The 18,372-nt window shown below is 52.1% G+C and carries 17 protein-coding genes; 8 read left to right on the top strand and 9 right to left on the bottom strand.

Annotated elements, in window-relative coordinates:
- Window positions 1–39 precede the first annotated feature (39 nt).
- On the bottom strand, window positions 40–1,323 hold the full coding sequence (locus DFP94_RS21495; RefSeq protein ID WP_114498528.1) for a Fe-Mn family superoxide dismutase: 1,284 nt from the start codon (window positions 1,321–1,323) through the stop codon (window positions 40–42).
- A 140-nt stretch (window positions 1,324–1,463) separates the two neighbouring features.
- Window positions 1,464–2,501, bottom strand: coding sequence for an alpha/beta hydrolase (locus DFP94_RS21500; RefSeq protein WP_114498529.1), 1,038 nt, complete (start codon window positions 2,499–2,501; stop codon window positions 1,464–1,466).
- 296 nt (window positions 2,502–2,797) lie between these two features.
- Between DFP94_RS21500 and DFP94_RS21505 the strand changes: the two genes are divergently transcribed.
- Window positions 2,798–3,544, top strand: a complete 747-nt coding sequence (locus DFP94_RS21505; protein ID WP_114498530.1) for an IclR family transcriptional regulator — start codon at window positions 2,798–2,800, stop codon at window positions 3,542–3,544.
- A gap of 562 nt (window positions 3,545–4,106) precedes the next feature.
- Here the strand turns inward: DFP94_RS21505 and DFP94_RS21510 are convergent.
- The 7 genes from DFP94_RS21510 to acnA all read right to left on the bottom strand — a co-directional run bounded on the left by DFP94_RS21510 (window position 4,107) and on the right by acnA (window position 12,169).
- Window positions 4,107–5,723: an alpha/beta hydrolase family protein gene (locus DFP94_RS21510; protein WP_114498531.1), complete on the bottom strand. Its 1,617-nt coding sequence runs from the start codon at window positions 5,721–5,723 to the stop codon at window positions 4,107–4,109.
- Window positions 5,724–5,761: 38 nt separating this feature from the next.
- Window positions 5,762–6,868, bottom strand: a complete 1,107-nt coding sequence (locus DFP94_RS21515) for a DUF1648 domain-containing protein (protein WP_114498532.1) — start codon at window positions 6,866–6,868, stop codon at window positions 5,762–5,764.
- 14 nt (window positions 6,869–6,882) lie between these two features.
- The gene (locus tag DFP94_RS21520) at window positions 6,883–7,266 is read right to left on the bottom strand and encodes a GntR family transcriptional regulator (protein WP_114498533.1); all 384 of its coding nucleotides are present in this window, start codon (window positions 7,264–7,266) and stop codon (window positions 6,883–6,885) included.
- 407 nt (window positions 7,267–7,673) lie between these two features.
- Complete coding sequence (locus DFP94_RS21525) at window positions 7,674–7,970, bottom strand: putative quinol monooxygenase (protein ID WP_114498534.1); 297 nt, start codon at window positions 7,968–7,970, stop codon at window positions 7,674–7,676.
- Between the two features lie 20 nt (window positions 7,971–7,990).
- A complete protein-coding gene (locus DFP94_RS21530) occupies window positions 7,991–8,416 on the bottom strand; it encodes a MarR family winged helix-turn-helix transcriptional regulator (protein ID WP_114498535.1) in 426 nt (141 codons plus the stop codon).
- A 126-nt stretch (window positions 8,417–8,542) separates the two neighbouring features.
- On the bottom strand, window positions 8,543–9,181 hold the full coding sequence (locus DFP94_RS21535) for a nitroreductase family protein (protein ID WP_114498536.1): 639 nt from the start codon (window positions 9,179–9,181) through the stop codon (window positions 8,543–8,545).
- Window positions 9,182–9,451: 270 nt separating this feature from the next.
- Window positions 9,452–12,169 carry an aconitate hydratase AcnA gene (gene acnA / locus DFP94_RS21540; RefSeq protein WP_114498537.1) on the bottom strand — a complete coding sequence of 906 codons (2,718 nt, stop codon included), beginning with the start codon at window positions 12,167–12,169 and terminating at the stop codon, window positions 9,452–9,454.
- Window positions 12,170–12,397: 228 nt separating this feature from the next.
- On the opposite strand from acnA, the gene DFP94_RS21545 reads away from it, so the two are divergent.
- The 7 genes from DFP94_RS21545 (at window position 12,398) to DFP94_RS21575 (ending at window position 18,196) form a co-directional block, all read left to right on the top strand.
- The gene (locus tag DFP94_RS21545) at window positions 12,398–13,402 is read left to right on the top strand and encodes an amidase domain-containing protein (RefSeq protein ID WP_114498538.1); all 1,005 of its coding nucleotides are present in this window, start codon (window positions 12,398–12,400) and stop codon (window positions 13,400–13,402) included.
- Between the two features lie 57 nt (window positions 13,403–13,459).
- On the top strand, window positions 13,460–14,557 hold the full coding sequence (locus DFP94_RS21550) for a D-alanine--D-alanine ligase (protein WP_114498539.1): 1,098 nt from the start codon (window positions 13,460–13,462) through the stop codon (window positions 14,555–14,557).
- A gap of 52 nt (window positions 14,558–14,609) precedes the next feature.
- On the top strand, window positions 14,610–14,933 hold the full coding sequence (locus DFP94_RS21555; protein WP_114498540.1) for a hypothetical protein: 324 nt from the start codon (window positions 14,610–14,612) through the stop codon (window positions 14,931–14,933).
- A complete protein-coding gene (gene uvsE, locus DFP94_RS21560) occupies window positions 14,930–15,934 on the top strand; it encodes a UV DNA damage repair endonuclease UvsE (protein WP_114498541.1) in 1,005 nt (334 codons plus the stop codon). Before DFP94_RS21555 ends, uvsE begins: the two co-directional genes overlap by 4 nt.
- Window positions 15,935–16,024: 90 nt before the next feature.
- Entirely contained in the window at window positions 16,025–16,795 is a 771-nt protein-coding gene (gene fabI / locus DFP94_RS21565) for an enoyl-ACP reductase FabI (RefSeq protein WP_114498542.1), read from the top strand.
- A 236-nt stretch (window positions 16,796–17,031) separates the two neighbouring features.
- Window positions 17,032–17,892, top strand: a complete 861-nt coding sequence (locus tag DFP94_RS21570; protein ID WP_425459273.1) for an inositol monophosphatase family protein — start codon at window positions 17,032–17,034, stop codon at window positions 17,890–17,892.
- 49 nt (window positions 17,893–17,941) lie between these two features.
- Entirely contained in the window at window positions 17,942–18,196 is a 255-nt protein-coding gene (locus DFP94_RS21575; protein ID WP_114498543.1) for a hypothetical protein, read from the top strand.
- The last annotated feature ends 176 nt before the right edge of the window (window positions 18,197–18,372 follow it).

Genomic DNA, 18,372 nt, shown 5'->3' on the forward strand with positions numbered 1-18,372 from the left:
TTGACCGGCTGCCAAAGGGACATATCGCGTGGGCAGCCGTTAAAACGGTTGCCATTTCAATTTTTTCGCCTTTTCGTAACGTTCCGCAACGGCCGGCCAATATACGACGTTCCACCAATCGGCGATGTAATCTTTGCGGTTGTTCTGATGCTTCAGATAATAAGCGTGTTCCCAGACGTCCAGCGGAAGGAGCGGCACGACGTCCCATTGCGACAGGTTCTGATGCTTCTCGGCCGTGAGAATTTCAAGGCGATGGCTGCGGGGGCTCCAGACCAGGATTGCCCAGCCGCCGCCTTCGACTTTTTCGGCAGCGCTGGAAAATTGCTTATGGAAAGCTTCATAGCTGCCAAAATCGCGTTTGATTTGCTCAAGCAGTTCGCCTTCCGGTTTGCCGCCGCCCTTAGGATTCATGATGTCCCAAAAAATCGTGTGCAGATAATGTCCCGCCCCGTTAAAGGCAAGCTCTCGTTCCCAGTGTTTGACCAACTCAAAATTGCCTGATTTGCGCGCTTCTTGAAGCTTTTTTTCCGCTTTGTTCAAATCGTCGACATAAGTTTTATGATGTTTGTCGTGATGGATGCGCATCGTCTTTTCGTCGATGTAAGGTTCAAGCGCGTTGTAGGGATAAGGAAGCGGGGGAAGCGTGTGCCCGCCGATAGGTACGGGGCGATTGTTGATCCGGTCTTGCTCCGATCCCGCGGGTTCCGCGGAATTTTCGATTTCGCTGCGGTCGTATTGCAATTGTTTCTGGGCGCCTGAAATGGTGAAGTAGGCTGGCTGCTGGCCGGAGACAAGTAGTGTTTCTGCTTGAGTGGAGAACGATGAAACCTGTGAGCCGGCATCAGGCCGATAAGGATCGATAACCGGAACAGCACCCTTCATAAGGTCAGCGAGCTTTCCGGGGTGGTTGAGAGTTTCCAATACCCCGAGAAAATACTCCGACTCGCGAATGATGTGAAGCAATACGGTTTTGGCCAACGGGATGGATTTCGCGGCCGCGCTTTGGTCAAGGATGAAGTACAACTGCCGGATAAACTCCTTGGACTGACGGAACGAAGCTTCCAGGATTCGCTCCGTTTCTTTGATCAGCTGGGGATCGCACGCCGCATCTTCAGAGGTGACCCCGTGTTGGAGCAAGCGGTCCGCCGCCTCTTGGGTGGAGGAGAAGACCTGCTTCCACTCATCCAGCAGCTTGACGAAGTTTGGCTCCAAAGTGGGGATGATCGCTTTAATAACATCGGTGTGTTCCGCTTCCTGCTCTTTCCAGAAGCGGATTTCTTCCAGAATGCGGACAGGCAAATAGGGCCCGTAAACGAACAGCATCGGGAAATACCTCCTCGGAATGTAATCGTTGTAACCAGTCTATTCCGGGAATGGGTTGACCTATGCCAATTCGAAACGGGCCTTGATGGTCAAGCGTAGGATACGTCCGACTGCCATTTGCCGAACGTTTGTCGAAAGATTTAGTTGCTGTTTCCCGCGGAGCTTTGGCCTCCGGCCGGGCCTGTTGCCTGGAACTGACCGACTTGGCTGAGGAACGTAGATACGATGCGCAGATATTCTTTAGGATGTTCGCGGAAAATCAGCTCATGATGCGATCCCTTCACAATCCAGACCCCGGATGCAGGATTGGTCTGGTTTTCCGCCAGTTTTTCGGCAATCGGGTAAGGGGCTTTTTCATCCTCCGTTCCGTGGATAAAGAGAACCGGGAACGGATAATCCTGTGATTTAACCGCGGGATATGGAATTTGCCGCAGACTCGTACCGTTTAGTACCGGCAGCAGCATTCCGATAATCTCCAGGGACGGATGCCGGGGGAGATCGATATGTTGGCGGATATTATGATACATCGTATCGGGCTCCAGCAGGAAGGTGCTATCCAGAATCATTCCGTCAATGTCTTTGCTGGTCAAGGCGGCCTGCAAGGCCGTACCGGCCCCCATGGAGAATCCCCAGACGATGATTTCCTGGCTGCCCTGCTGCTTCGCGAACTGAATGGCTCCCAGCAGTTGCTTTGCTTCCTTTTTACCGCCGGTGGCTACCTCTTTGCTGTTTTGAGAGGCGAATCCGTAATCGAACATCAACACATTGAAATTCAGGCGATGGGCGTAATGGGCAAGATCGTACATCGGAATCCAGGTTTCCTCGCGGTTAGCTCCGTAACCATGGCTGAATACGATCGTTTTGTTTGAATCTGCGGCGGGGATATACCAGCCCTGCATCACTCTGCTGCCGTCGGCAGCGGGGAAGGCAACATCTTCGTACTCCAGGTTCTTCGACAGCTTCGGGTTGGAATACAGCGGGGCCACCGTCGGATTGGACAGTACCCAGGCGATATATCCGTGCAGGGAAACGAAACAAAAGATCAGGAAAAACAGAACCGATAATAGCAGAGCTACGATGATATGTTTAAAGCTGATGTGCTTGATTTCGAGCGCGGGGGTCTCGTTCCCTTTTAGTCCTGCGGACAGGGGAAGATCGCTTTGGCTGCTCTGGCTCATGGTTCCCCCTCCTTATTCAAATCGTGTTTTATTATATGTTCGGGCAAGCAAGGCTTCCCCTTCAAAAAGAAATGTTCAAATATAATAATTAATACATAACCGAATTCAAACGAAATAATCGGAAAATGTCGAAACAGAACGAATGATGCATAAAAATATCCTATGACGAGGATGTCAATATGTCAATGCAGGGGGTATATTTGGCTAGGCTTTCATTGACGGAACCCCGTCTTGTTCATTATAATTTATGGTAACCGCGTTTCATGTAGTGAAACTTATAGAGGGGTGGTTTCCTGATGGAAGATCGGAAGCTGACTGTACGCGCCGTAGAAAGGGCGATTGATATATTGATGTGTTTCACCAAGGCTGACGATCTTGGTTTAACCGAGATTGCGGGGGAAATAGGGCTGCATAAAAGCACGGTATACCGTTTGTTGACCACGCTGGAGGAAAAAGGGTTCGTCATCCGCAATTCGGCGACGGAGAAGTACCGCCTCGGGCTGAAAATATGGGAGCTTTCGGCTCACTTGTCCCATAATGACGACCCGGCGATTTTGCTCTTGCCGCAAATGGAGCAGCTCCGCGACCGGCTCGGGGAGACGGTCAGCCTGTATTTGCGGGACGGGACCGACCGGCTGCGGATCCAGGCGGTGCAGAGCAACCAGGCGATTCGCCGGGTTGCTCAGGTCGGGGCCCGGCTGCCGCTGTATGTCGGGGCGTCCAGCAAGGTGCTGGTCGCCTACGAAGAGGAGGCGGTCATCCGCGCCGTGCTCGAGGTTGCCGACTGGCCCGCGGCGGTGGACCGGAATGCGTACGTGGCGCAGCTCCAGGAAATCCGCAAGCTGGGCTACGCCACCAGCTATGAGGAGCGGGAGCCGGGCGCTGCCGCGGTGTCGGCTCCGATCTTTGACCGGACCGGCAAGATTGCCGCGGCCCTGTCGGTTTCCGGGCCGGTCAGCCGGTTATCGCCGCAGACGCTGAAGGAATTCGCCCCGGTCCTGATCGAGGCGGCCCGGGAAATGGGAATGATGATTCATACTTAAACAGAAGAAGCAGGTTGTCCCTGGCGGCAGGTTCGGAGACAGCCTGCTTTTTGCATGCGTTCGTTGGCTGAACGGAGCGGTAGTGCGCGAAGCTTTTTGAAAATGCACGTTGGATAATCATCGCGGTTATCGATGACGAACTAGCCTGGATTCCAAATTTTTAGTTAAATTTACTGTATTTTCTACAGGTATTTTCCCTGAAAGTCCCCGAATCGGATAAATAGATAGAAAATATACAGCTAATTTACCGGATTTCATTCGAAATGGTCCCATACTTTGGAATTACCTGTAGGTTCTACAGTTAATCTTTAAAAAGGGACTTTTAGACGGGAATTAGCTGGAGGTTTTCCAGTTAATTTGACAAATAGTTAGTTGGCAGTAGTTGGTTTAGCAGCACTTGGGAAATGCTAGGAATAGTTGAAAAACGCAGCTACGAGCTTGGTGTTGTCAGGGGACGGAAAACAGACTGTTGAGTGGTCGATTTTACTGTCAATTTTGAAGTGCTTTATTAAACAGTAACCAAAGAAGCCCCGTTCGCGGGGCTTCTTTGGTTACTGAATGCTTATTTCGTCTTCTTCACCCAAGCGGCGATATCGTCGACGATTTCTTTGGAGACGTTGGATGGCTGATAGTACTCCGTACCGGTTGAGATACCGTCATACTCGGCCAACAGATGGTTGACCTTCGGGTAGGACTTGTATTCCACGCCGGTGCGGCTCTTCAGCGCTTGCTTCCAGCCGTCGAGCTGCTTGAGCGGAACCTGCCAGTCATTCTCTCCTTGCAGGATGAGAAGAGGCCCGGATTGCTTCTTGGCGAGCTCGGACGGCTTGTAATTTTTCTGCTCAAACCACCAGTATGCCGGTTGGAGCGGGAAGTTTGCGGGCATGTTATCGACCGTATATTGCGGGTCGTTCACCATGTCGGCGATCGCCGTATATTGGGCGGCTTGCTGTTCGTAAAGCGTGGCGTCCTGCCCGGATTGCTTAACGCGGGACACCAGTTCTTTCTGCTGCTCCGCCAGAATATCGGCAAATTTGCCGCTTGGGCCGGACAGCAGGATTGCGCCGGTGATATCACCGGCTTTGTCGCCGTCCAGAATCAGCGGCATCACGAACGCGCCTTGGCTATGACCGGCCACGAAAATCCGGGAACCGTCGATCTTGGCCGTTTCCTTCAGCAATTGCACCGCGGATAATGCGTCGTCCGCGCTTTCCCGCTTCAGGGTAAACTTCGGATTCGTCGACACCTTCAGGGAGTGCTCGTAAGTTACCTTGTCATAGCGCAACACGGCGATTCCTTGCGAGGCAAGGCCCGCGGCAAGATCGCGGAACGGCTTGGCGCCACCGATGGATGAATCGCGGTCATGCGGCCCGGAACCTTGCACGAGTACGACCGCAGGGAACGGTCCGTCTCCCTTGGGCAGAGTGAGCGTGCCCGGCAGAGCCAAGGTGCCTTCGCCTACGATGACTTCTTGCTCGGTATAAGCATCGCTGTTGTCATAAACCGGTTTTTGATATGGCGAAGGAGTGGCGGCTTCAAGATAGAAATCATCAACTTGTCCTTCCGGATTCATTCTCAGGATAAAGTTGAACGGAGCGGCGGCCGCTTGGAAAGTGTAGGTCACGTTCCGGTGAATGGCGTTTGTCTTTTCGGTCCGCGTGGTTTGCTCGCCGATTTGGCCGAATACGTTAGCATAATTGGACCAAAGTATGTCGAGGAGCTGAGGCGAAAGAACCGAAGCCGAGGATGGGCTGACATATTCCGCTGCTTTGGCGCCGTTGCCGGATTTAAGCAGCTCCATAAAGGCATCGGCAGGATCACCCGGCGTTTCGGCGTCCGCGAGTACTTTTGTGATAAAAGCGGAATCAACCAGCACATGGCCGGATGCTACCCGAACTGCTTCATTTAAATTTACTGCTTTTCCATCCAGCAAAGCCTGCTTTTTACCTACATGAAGAACAAGAACATAGCTTCCTTTCTTAACGGTAACGGTTTGTTCATGTTGATTCCATTCGACAAGCGCTTCCAGACCGGCAGCCGTCTCCCGGACAGGGACAAGGGCTGTTCCGCTTTGAGAAGCGGCGACAGGGGAAGCCGCAAGTGCCGATGCCCCTGGAAACGCCAGGCTCAGTGCCAGCGTTACCGCGGCCGCAGAATGCATCTTTTTCTTTCTGGACATGAAATTTCCTCCTAAAATATAAATATATGAATGTTGGTTTAAACCGAAAAAATAAGGGAGGCTACGACGGCGATCAAAATACCGCCAAGGATGATCCAGCCAGCCGGATGAGCGAAGTTCATCGTCCAGCCGATGCCCGACCTTTTTTCAACGAAGATCGAAGGATCTTGGGGATTAAAATAAATGCTGCCCAATTTCCAGTTGTCGTCGTCGTTTACCGGTTTTACATTGGAGCCGGGGCCTGTCTTGGAGCGGCCGATCCGGCTGCCCCCTTGACCCGTATTAAAAGCGAGAATTACTGCGAACAGCACGACAAACACGGGAATGAGGATGCTGACGAACAGCATGACGTCCGTGTCCATCGGATAGAGCATATTGAGCTGGATGAAGGAGAATAACAACACCATGGCAAACCCGGTTAAAATCGTATACAATGACCATCTTCGACGAAACAGGGTGTTTTGACGGATGGAACGCTCCGGATCTCCGGCGTAGGTCTGTTGTTTACTTCTCAAAATACTCCAGTTAATGAACAAAAACAATAAGGTCATAACAATCTGCGTGACATTAGGAAAAAGAACAGTCCAGTACGATTTGGTCGCGCTATTGACGATGTGTCCCTGGAAATCGAACTTCAGCGCGATCGTGGCAGGAAGCTTTTCGTAATTCAACAGCACTAGTAGCATGCTGGCCACAATGACGGTGCCATGGATAAGAAACCAATAGTGGGACAAGATCAGCTTGTTCCGCCGGAAGCCCGTATCCACGGCAAGCACGGATTTGACTGTCGGGGCCGATGGAAGGGAGGCGCGGAGGTTTTTCATTTTAAAGTGAAAAATCAAGTTTAAAGCGATGGAGACGGCGACCATGATCGAGATATAAATACCAATAGCGTCGTTTTGCGCCAAGCTTTCTTTCGAATCAACCGTATTGAAAATGCAAAGCAGGAACAGGACGGTATAGATGCCGAGGCTGGTCAAAGCGTATGCTTTGCGCATACGGCGCAGCGGCTCGCTGCGGTAGGTTTCTTCACTGACGGAAACGCCGAAGCTGACCGTCTCCCTCGTCAAATAGGGCATAAACGACAGGGAAGCCAGAACAGGCACGAACATCAGGGCAAGCAGCAGGACGGATAAAATTTGCATTATTTATTCCCCTCTCATTGTTGTGTAATATCGTTATAGAGGTGATTTACAATGTCCAGCAGTTGCTCTTTGCCCATCCCTCGGCAGATCGCTTCGGCAATGATGGGTCTAAGTTCACGGTGCTGTTTATCGGAAAATTCCTTCGTGACCGGCGGCATTCCGTCTGGATGAACGACGACGCCGCGCTGGCGGTGAATCTGGATGTAGCCGTCCTGTTTAAGCAGGGTATAGGCTTTATTGACCGTATGGAGATTCACTCCTATATCGGAGGCGAGGCTGCGTACCGAAGGTAAAGGTTCACCGAGCTGAAGCCGCCGGCTGGCGATTCCCTCGATAATCTGGTTGACGAGTTGCGTGTAAATTGGGACCTCGGCCTGTAAATCGAGCTCGATAATCAAGAGAATCCTCCCTATTCGTGTTCTATCTGTTATACATGTAATATAACAGTTGAAGATAAAGGTGTAAAGTGCTTAATATTAAATCAGCGAATTATTAATATGGGGTAGGATAGAACATATTGACGCTTCCATGATTAGTAAAATAAGAGATGCCGTGAATAAAATGATCACATCCTTACGTGGAAAGGAGAAGGGACGAGCGAGACAAGCGAGACAAGCGGGTGATTTTGATCCGTCTGACCGAAAAGGGAGAGCAACTGGGGTCGTCGTTTCACGCGGTTTTAAATCAATTGAACGAGGTCATCTACGGCGGTTTAACATTGTACGAACAGACACAAGGCTGCACCGTTCTTGGAAACCGGGCAGCCTTGTTATATGTTACCTGACGAGACAAGTGAATTACATTCTTATAATTGGAGAGGCTCTCCGCTGTATAGTTTCGCTTCCATAGGCGCGGCCAGAAATTCTTTAGCTTTTTGCGTAAAGGCAGTGAAGTGTTCACTCGCGTTATGCATCCCTACTGCTTCCGTGTTTTTCCATAATTCAACCATGGTATAGCGGTTCTCTTGCTGAGTAGATTTCAGGAGATCGTAACTGATGTTACCCTCTTCCGCTCTGGACGAAGCCACCAGTGAGCGTACTTCTTCCAAGAAGGCCTCTTCCTGTTGCGGTTTTATCTGCATGTGCGCGTGTATAATAATCATGATTAATTACTCCTTAGTAGTTAGAGATCTTTCAGGTTGTCATGCATACGATTAAGCATGTCCGTGAGAGAAACCAATTCCTCGTCATTAAAGCCTTGAAGCATCTGCTGGACAAAACTTCTCCGTTCTTCATTGTAATTGACGATATGACTGCGACCTTCGTCGGTCAAGCGGACAAAGGTAACCCGCTGATCTTCGGGGTTTCGCCTTCTCGCCACCATGCCGTCCACCTCAAGCTGCTTCAAGTGACGCGTAATTGCGGCACCATCAATATGAATAGCTTTTTGCAAGTTGCTCTGGGTTACTTCGTCCGTGATATAAAGTTGATACAGTAAATCGTATCTTGAAGAGCTGATACCCGTACATCGTTCAAACTTGGGACTTAGTTGATTGCTCATTATTTTAAGCAGATATATTATTTTTTCTTGTTCCAGCGAACATTTCATTTTTTTGCTCCCTCCTAATATGATGTCAAAGAAGGCTGATTTTCTTCTCATAAAGAACATCCGAACTGGTAAGGGCAGCAGAATCCGGTATGAATAATCCAGCGAAAACGTAAAGTAATCGTTCGTTTACGCCCAAGTAGTCGTTTTTTCCACCGGCAATCGGTAGGATGTGAAACCTTCACTGGTTGCTTTCCCGATCGTGATTAGCATGACAGGAACAAGACGGTCTTTATCCAATCCGAAAGCTTCTGCAATTTGGCCTTTTTCATAACCGCCGATCGGGTTCGTATCGTAGCCATGTGCACGCGCCACCAGCATAAGCTGCATGGATACCAGACCGGCATCGAGCATAATAATCTCGCGCATCACTTCATCGGGTATGTTTGCATAGAGCGGCTTGAATGCATTCAGCTGCATGTCTTTTACTTCTTGAGGCATATAGCCAAGTTCTACTGCCTTGCTGTAGATTTCTTCGGCAAAATCAAAGTTGTTTTTGTCGGCAAATACCGCGATAACTGCAGAAGATTGAAGTACTTTCTCTTTATTGAACCGAGAGAGGGGAGCCAGTTTTTGTTTGCCTTCTTCGCTGTCGATAACAAGGAACCGCCATGGTTGCATGTTAATGGAAGATGGAGCGGTGCTGGCTTCCTCAAGAATTTGAGTCATTTCCTCTTTGCTGATTTTTACATTCGTATCGTATGTTTTGATGGAACGGCGTCCATATACAATCTCGTTAAAATCGTTGGTTTGTTGAAACTTCTTCATGATGCATTCTCTCCTTAGAATGATTTATTTGATGTATCAATATTTGATGTATCAATGATTGACCTATCAAATATATATTAAAATCAGAGAAATTGCAATGGGGTCCGCTAAAGCAGTAAGCCTGGGGGAGGGTGGCTTTAGCTTGCCCATAATTTGCTAAAAAAGCCATAGTTCAAAAACCAAAAGTGGCCGTGCAGGTTTAATACCCGCACGGCCATATATGAGATATCTTTTGATGTTGGGACAGCCTGTTTATATGTTGCCGCGTTATTACTTGCCTTCCGCGATCATCTGCCGCAGCACGGTTTGAAGAATACCGCCGTTGTAGTAGTAGTCCACGTCAACCATGCTGTCGAGACGGGCGCTTACCGGGAATTCGAACTGCGTGCCGTCCGTGCGTGTAGCGATGACGGTCAATTGTTGACCTGGTCTCACGTCGTTGCTCAGGCCGAGAATGTCGAATGTTTCGGTGCCATCGATGCCGAGCGTATTCCAGCCATGGCCTTCCTGAAATTGCAGAGGCAGTACGCCCATGCCGACCAGGTTGCTGCGGTGAATCCGTTCAAAGCTTTCGGCGATAACGGCCTTAACGCCGAGCAAGTAGGTACCTTTGGCAGCCCAGTCACGGGAACTGCCTGTGCCGTATTCTTTACCGGCAATGACAACCAGGTTTTGACCGTCCGCCTGGTAGTTCATCGAAGCATCATAAATCGACATTAGGCTATCCGTCGGCAGATGTTTCGTTACGCCGCCTTCCGTACCAGGGGCAACTTGGTTGCGAATACGGATATTTGCGAACGTGCCACGCATCATGACTTCATGGTTACCGCGGCGGGAGCCGTAGGAGTTGAAGTCTTTGCGTGCGACGCCGCGGTCGCTTAGATAAATGCCACCCGGGCTGGTCGGCGAGATGTTGCCAGCTGGTGAGATATGGTCGGTCGTGACCGAATCGCCAAGCAGGGCAAGCACGCGGGCGCTGCGGATATCGGCGATATCCTGCAAGCCGTCGCTAATCTTTTCAAAGAACGGCGGATTTTGAATGTAGGTGGATTTCTCATCCCACTCGTACAATTCGCCTTCCGGAACCGGAATGGCGTTCCAGCGCTCGTTCTGGGTAAATACGTTTTCGTACTTGGCACGGAACATTTCCGGGCTGACGGACAAACCGATCGCTTCCTTGATTTCCGCGGAGGAAGGCCAGATATCCTTCAGGTAAACCGGCTGATCGTTTTGATCATAGCCCAGCGGGTCGTTTTGCAAATCGATATTAACCGTGCCGGCAAGTGCATAAGCTACAACAAGCGGCGGGGAAGCCAGATAGTTTGCTTTGACCTGGGCGTGAACCCGGCCTTCGAAGTTCCGGTTCCCGGACAATACGGCCGCAACGGTCATATCGTTCTCCGCGATCGCCGCGCTGACTTCGTCCGGCAACGGACCGGAGTTTCCTATGCAAGTGGCGCAACCGTAGCCGGCCACATGGAAGCCAAGCGCTTCAAGCGGCTTGATGAGATCGGCTTTATTCAGATATTCCGTAACGACCAGAGAGCCCGGGGTTAAACTGCTTTTAACATAACCCGGTTTCTTGAGTCCGCGTTCTACCGCTTTTTTGGCCAGCAGACCGGCGCCGAGCATAACGCTCGGGTTCGAGGTGTTCGTACAACTGGTGATCGCGGCGATGACGACCGCCCCCGTGCTCAGTACGCTGGTTTCGCCGTTCGGGTGCTTGACCGGTACTTTTTGCTCGATTTTTTCATCGCTGAGCCCGTATCCCCCTTTATCAACCGGGGTACGGATAATGCCGTTGAAGCTGTCCTTCATCTCGGTCAGTTCGATCCGGTCCTGCGGACGCTTAGGTCCGGCGAGGCTCGGTACGACGGAAGCCAGGTCCAGCTCGATCAGATCGCTGAATTCCGGATCTTCCGTTTGGCTCGTACGGAACATGCCTTGAGCCTTATAATACGACTCAACCAGCGTAATCTGCTCCTCGGAACGGCCGGTGCTGCGCAGATAGGCCAGCGTTTCCTGGTCGACAGGGAAGTACCCGACCGTTGCGCCGTATTCCGGTGCCATGTTGGCTACGGTTGCGCGGTCCGCAAGACTGATGTTGGCAAGGCCGGGTCCGTAGAACTCGACGAACTTGCCTACGACGCCTTTTTTGCGCAGCATTTGCGTTACCGTAAGCGCGAGATCGGTCGCCGTAGCGCCTTCGCTCAGGCTGCCGGTCAACTTGAAGCCGATGACTTCCGGCGCAACAAAGTACAGCGGTTGTCCCAGCATGCCGGCTTCGGCTTCGATACCGCCGACACCCCAGCCTACAACGCCTAGACCGTTGATCATCGTCGTATGGGAGTCGGTGCCCACGAGGGAATCCGGGAATACGACCGTTTCGCCGTCAACCTGCTTGGTAGCGGCAACGGAAGCGAGGTATTCCAGGTTGACCTGGTGCACGATTCCGGTCGCCGGAGGTACGGCGCGGAAGTTGTTGAACGCCGTTTGTGCCCAGCGCAGGAAACGGTAGCGTTCTTCATTGCGTTCAAACTCGACGTTCATATTATATTCGAGTGCTTCGGGAGTTCCGAAGGCATCAACCATAACGGAATGGTCGATAACCAGATCGACGGGAACAAGCGGATTGATCTGTTTCGGATCTCCACCCGCTTTCTTCACGGTATCGCGCATTGCGGCAAGATCGACCACGACCGGAACGCCGGTAAAATCCTGAAGGACGATCCGTGCCGGAATAAAAGGAATTTCCTTGTTCTCATCGCGGCCTTCGCTCCAGCCGGCGATTTGCTTCACATGTTCTTCGGTAATCGCTCTTCCGTCAAACTGGCGGACGGCGGCTTCAAGCAATACTTTAATGGAAAACGGCAGTTTGCTTATTTTTCCCAGCCCTAGCTGCTCCAGAGCCTGCAAGTCATAGTAGCGGTAGCTCTTGCCGCCGACTTCGAGCGTGCGGCTGCTGGAGAAAAAATCGTTCTTTGACATGAATGAACCTCCTTGTTTCGCTAGATGAAACACAATTTCAAAATCTCACTATTTCAAGTATACCGTCCTCCAGACGGGGAGTAAAGAACTTTTTGTTCCCATTTTATCGGCGGATTGCCTGAATTGGCGCGGGTGAATGGGCTTACAGTACATCCGGTACATACTCGATCTATCGGACTCATATAAATCTTATGATGGGTACGGTTATGGACTAAAGGAGGTCTACTGATGGCGGATGAATGGAAAAAAACGTTGTCCCTCTATGTGAACGAGTTCAATCAGGATGAGGTCGATTATCGGGTCCGCAGCGAGAGTACCTTGATTACGGATCTGGATTATTTGATGCGTCGCGGAGAACAGAAGCGGAGGCTGGAATCGTGGTATCAGGGACGCGGTGCCGTTCCGCTCCGCTGCGAAACCCGGGCACGCTTGCTGCGGGAGATCGAGAACCGCGAAGGAGAACTGGAAGTGGAGATGCTCCTGGCGCAAAAAGTGGACTATGAAAAAGGCGGTGCCCGCCACCAGGAAGAGCGGATCGTCAAGCAGCGCCTGACGCTGCAGCGCGAAGGCGACGAATGGAGCATCACGCGAGTGATCCAGCCCGTACCTGAACGGAGCGCTTCTGCGGCTTTGCCGGCAGGATTCCAAAGCGACGATTCCGGCGGAAAATCACGTACGCCCCGCCCGTTTCTGAACCGTGAAGTGCTTGGCGGGGGCGGGCTGCGCAGCTCGCCTTACCGACGCGAAGATGCCGTCTTGTATGCGGACCGGTGGTGGGATGGATTCAATCCGGAATTCGCCGCTTTTGAGGTGGATTGCACCAATTATATCTCCCAGTGCCTCTTTGCAGGCGGTGGCCCAATAAACTATACTGGAAAAAGAGAATCGGGCTGGTGGTATAAGGGATACGTCGGCGGCCGCGAAGCCTGGAGTTACAGCTGGTCGGTCGCCAACGCCCTGGAACGCTTTTTGGCAAACAGCGGATTAGGACTGCGTGGGGAACTCGTGAGCCGGCCGGAACAGCTGGAGCTTGGGGATGTCATCATTTACGACTGGGACGGCAACGGGTCCTACCAGCACAGCACGATCGTGACGGCATTTGATGCGGGCGGCATGCCCTTGGTGAATGCCCATACGGTGCCAAGCAAGCACAGGTACTGGGATTATCGGGATTCTTACGCCTGGAACGAGAATACGGTGTATCGTTTTTTCCATATTGCGGACCGGTTCTGACCATACTATGAGGGACGCGCTTTTGGTTCCGTTACAATTATTGAAAAGAGGTTGCACATGGGACAGGAAAAATTGACTGTAGGGCTGATTTACGGCGGAAAGTCGGGCGAACATGAAGTTTCGCTGCAGACAGCCTTTGCGGTTTCCAAAGCGTTCGATTACGCGAAATATGAATTACTTCCTTTTTATATTACGAAGCAGGGAAAGTGGAGAGTCGGCAGCAGACTGACCTCGCCATTCACAGCGCTGGATCAGTTGCAACTGAGTGCCGAGAACGGCGACGGTACGAATGAAGCGGTCAACCTGCTGTTCAGCGGACTTTCCACCGGCAAACCGGAGATTGACGTCGCTTTTCCACTGCTTCATGGTACGAATGGGGAAGACGGGACGATTCAGGGATTGTTTGAAATGGCGAACCTGCCTTATGTAGGTGCCGGGGTGTTGGCTTCGGCGGCGGGCATGGATAAAGTGATTATGAAAAAACTGTTCGCTGAGGCAGGGCTCGAGCAGTGCAAATACTGCTATTTCACCGCCACGGAATGGGAACGTCACGGTCATTCTCTCCTGCAAGGCATGGAGGAAAAGCTAGGGTATCCTTGCTTCATCAAGCCGGCGAACCTGGGATCCAGCGTGGGAATCTCCAAAGCGAGAACGAGAGAGGAATTGAAGCAGGCGATCGCCTTCGCGTTCCGTTATGACGTGAAGGTCATCGTCGAAGAATTCGTCGACGCCCGCGAAGTGGAGGTCGGCGTACTGGGCAATGATGAGCCGCTGGCGTCGGTTCCGGGAGAAATCGTCTCCTCCGGTGAATACTACGACTATCAGGCGAAGTACTTGGACGGGAAATCGCAGATGCTGATTCCGGCTCCTCTGGATACGGAACTGGCCGACCGGGTCCGCGAACTGGGAGTCAAAGCGTTTAAGGCGATTGCCGGCAGCGGGTTGTGCCGTGCGGACTTTTTTGTCAAAAAATCCGATGGCAGTATCTGGATCAATGAAGTCAACACGATGCCCGGCTTCACTCCATTCAGCATGTATCCGTTGCTCTGGCGCGAGACCGGCGTATCCTACGAAGCTCTTCTAGACCGGCTGATCGAACTTGCCTTGGAACGCTACGAGATGCGGCAAAATCTGAACTTCGAAAACGGGGTATAATTTCACCTTCGTTTCATTACGTCCAGATTCCAAAGAGAAAGAAGGAGAGACGATGGGCTTTCAAACGGAATTCAATTCGGTATGCAAATTTAAGAATGAACAGGAACTGTACGATCTGCTGGAATACGGACGCGGCAAAATGCGGAAGCAAGGGCTGCGGATATTCCCGACCGGGCAGAAGGTCATAGCCTACACGCCGGATAATAAAGCGGTAGCCATCGTCAAGATCACGGCCTGCGTGGCTGAGATCAATTTTAACGGTGAAGAAGTCACTGCGGTGGAGCTGGATCTGGTTCGTCAATTGACCGAAGAAGAATCTGCCGTCCAGACGGCACTCGCCTATGAGATGTTTTTCGGGGAAGCCGGTTCCAAGTGATCGTCCGGTTCGGCTATGTCGCTATGTCCACGGTGGTTGGAAATGCTTCGCCATCCCGGACAATGACTTACAAAACCTTCAGCGGCCTGTCGGACCGGGAAGCTGCGGTTCGCCGGCTGGAGTCGATTGCAGCGGAAAATTTGCACAATACGCTGCGGCTGCTGCGGCACAATGTGGCCCATGACATCCGGGTGTACCGCTTTTCTTCGAAGCTGATTCCGCTGGCCACCCATGAAGCCCTTCGGGACTGGAATCCTTTTGAAGCGCTGCGCGAGCCGTTTGCCAAGGTTGGGGAGTTTGTTAAGCGGCACGGAATTCGAGTGTCGTTTCATCCGGACCATTTTACCGTATTTAGCACGCCGCGCCCGGAAGTGCTCCGCAGTTCGGTGCGGGACCTGCAGTACCATGTCGATATGCTGGAAGCGATGGGGCTGGACGGCAGGGCGAAGAACAACATCCATGTGGGCGGAGCCTACGGGGACAAGCCTTCCGCAGGGGAGCGTTTTAAGGAACAGGTTTCGGCCCTGCCGGACCGGTTTAAACAGCGGTTGACGCTGGAGAACGACGACAAGACGTTCAACGTGCCGGAAACGCTGGAAATTTGCGAAGCGCTGGGCCTTCCGATGGTGCTCGATATTCATCATCAGTGGGTGAACAATGAGGGCGAGGACCCGGCAGAACTGTGGCTGCGGATCCTGCAAACCTGGACAAGTCCGTTTGCCCAGGCGGGTTCTGCGGAAGAAGAACCCCTTCCGCCAAAAATCCACGCCTCCAGTCCGAAAAGCGCGAGCGATTCCCGCGGTCATGCGGATCATGTGATTGCCGCGCCGCTGTTGCATTTTCTCCGGAACATCGCCGCAAAAGGAACGGAAGCGGTTGACGTCATGCTGGAAGCGAAGTTGAAGGACGGTGCGCTGTTCGCACTGATGGAGGACCTCGCCCGCTACCAGGGAGACGGCGTTGAAATGCTGGACGGGGCCAGCGTGCGGATTCAACCTTGAATCTACACCTCCCCACCCTTGAAATTGTTGGGGAAATAAGGTAAGTTGAACAAAACGAAACGGCTTGATTTAAAAGGAGGCCTTTTATTCATGGGAGATTTGTTGGCAGGTAAAAATATCATCGTCATGGGCGTTGCCAATGACCGCAGCATTGCTTGGGCGATTGCCCAAAGCCTGGCGGAACAAGGTGCCCGCCTCGCGTTTACATACGAAAGCGAACGGGTGGAGGGACGCGTGCGCAAGCTGGCGGAAACTATTCCGAACTCGCTTATCCTTCCTTGCAATGTGACGATCGATGAAGAGATTGACAAACTGGCGGATACGCTGCGCACGGAATTCGGCGTGTTGCACGGGATGGTTCACAGCATTGCTTTCGCCAAAGCCGAGGATTTGGCGGGCGGGTTCGTGGATACGTCGCGCGAAGGGTTTGCGCTGGCAAACGATATCAGCGTATACTCGCTCGTGGCAGTGTCGCAGCGGTTGGCTCCGCTGATGACCGAAGGCGGAAGCATTATGACCATGACTTATATGGGCGCGGAACGCGTTATGCGTAACTATAACGTCATGGGCGTTGCGAAGGCGGCGCTGGAGTCGGCCGTCCGCTATCTGGCGAATGACCTTGGGCCAAGCAATATCCGGGTCAACGCGATTTCCGCAGGACCGATCCGGACGCTGGCTGCCAAAGGCATCAGCGATTTCAACTCTATCCTGAAGCAAGTTGAGGAAAAGGCGCCGCTTCGTAAAACGACGGAAACGGCGGAAGTGGGCGATACAGCTATGTTCCTGCTCAGCCATCTGGCCCGCGGGATTACCGGCGAAGTCATTTATGTGGACGGCGGATACAATATCGTCGGGGCCTAAACCGAGACCATGAAGTTCTTGAAAGTTCGTTTCCGGCTTTGCTGCTTGTCAGCAGGCCGGGTACGGACTTTTTATATAATGGCTATAGGGTTCCCGGACAGGCCGCCCGTTTCTGCAGCCTGAAAGCGAAAAAGGCGCAACTTTGCATACCGGGTGGCGTATAGTTTAAAAAAGGGAAATTTTACAAGATTCATAGAGGACGAATAGAAAAAAACAAAGAAAGTAGAGTGAAAGAAGTGGAATCCAAACCTAGTATTCCTTATGTAGTAGGCAGCAAAAGCTCGATGGCCGTGGCGATCAACTGCGCGGCCAAGGCGGGGGAATGGATTAAGAGCCGGCTAGGCCTGGTGAAGGATTTAGCGACCAAATATTCCCCGCAGGACCTGGTAACCGATGTGGACAAGGGAGCGGAAACGATGATCCGCAAGCTGATTCTGACCCATTTTCCCGACCATGATATTCTGGGAGAAGAGGGAGTCGCGCCTGGAGCGGCGGCTTCCGCGCAGGCGGTAGCGGAAGCCAAGAAATGCGAATATTTATGGATCATCGATCCGGTGGACGGAACGACTAACTTTGTGCACGGATTTCCTTTCTTCTGCGTGTCTATTGCGCTCGCTTACAAGGGTGAAGTGATCATCGGGGTCATTTACGACCCGGTGCGGGACGAAATGTTCGTCGCCGAAAAAGGAAAGGGAGCGTACATGCACGGAAATCCGACCCGGGTTTCGGAGGAGAAGCTGCTTGCGGAAAGCGTGATTGCCGTCGGCTTTAATCCGGACCGCGAGGTTGCGGCTCCTATAAATCTGAAAGGCATTACGGCGCTGTCCGAGCAGACCCGCAGCCTTCGCGCCGGAGGCTCGGCCGCGCTGCATCTAGCGTATGTAGCGGCCGGACGGCTGAGCGGCTACTATGAAGTGAACCTGAATGCCTGGGATACGGCAGCGGGGGCGCTGCTGGTTATGGAATCCGGCGGAATAGTGACGGATACCGCAGGCGATCCTTATCATATCGGAGTCCGGAACGTGATCGCCAGCAACGGCAAAATCCAGGAGCAATTGCTGAACGCAGTTACAGCTGCCGGTGCAACGGGGTTATAGAAGATAGGAGCGGACTCGTCAGAATTCACTCGGAAGGAGCGTCCACGTAATGAGTGATAACAAAGATCTCGAAAGAGAGCTTAGCGAAATGTTGGAGGACCAGCCGTACGGCAGTGAGGAAGAACGCCGGGAAGAAGAGCGGAGAAGGTTATCCCCGAAATATGAAATCCGGGTGCAAACCACCCTCGATCCGATCGTGGAAGAGACGCGCAAATATCGCAGTATGGCTAAGGAAGTTGAAGGTCGTTATGACGACTATTTAAAGAAAACGGAACATACGGATAAGGAAAAAACCTCTGATTAACGTATGATTCGGCTTTACGGTTTTTAAGTCCCGGGGCACCCCAAGTGAACGCGGGGTGCTTTTTTTGATGTTCTGTTAGGGATTACGGTTTATTCTCAAGTGAGATGAACTAAAGAATATGATGCAAGCAAGGAAGTAAAATGATTCCGAAGAAACGGCCGTGGTTGCCTTTGTGA

This window comes from Fontibacillus phaseoli, assembly GCF_003337355.1.
Classification (GTDB): Bacteria; Bacillota; Bacilli; order Paenibacillales; family Paenibacillaceae; genus Fontibacillus; species Fontibacillus phaseoli.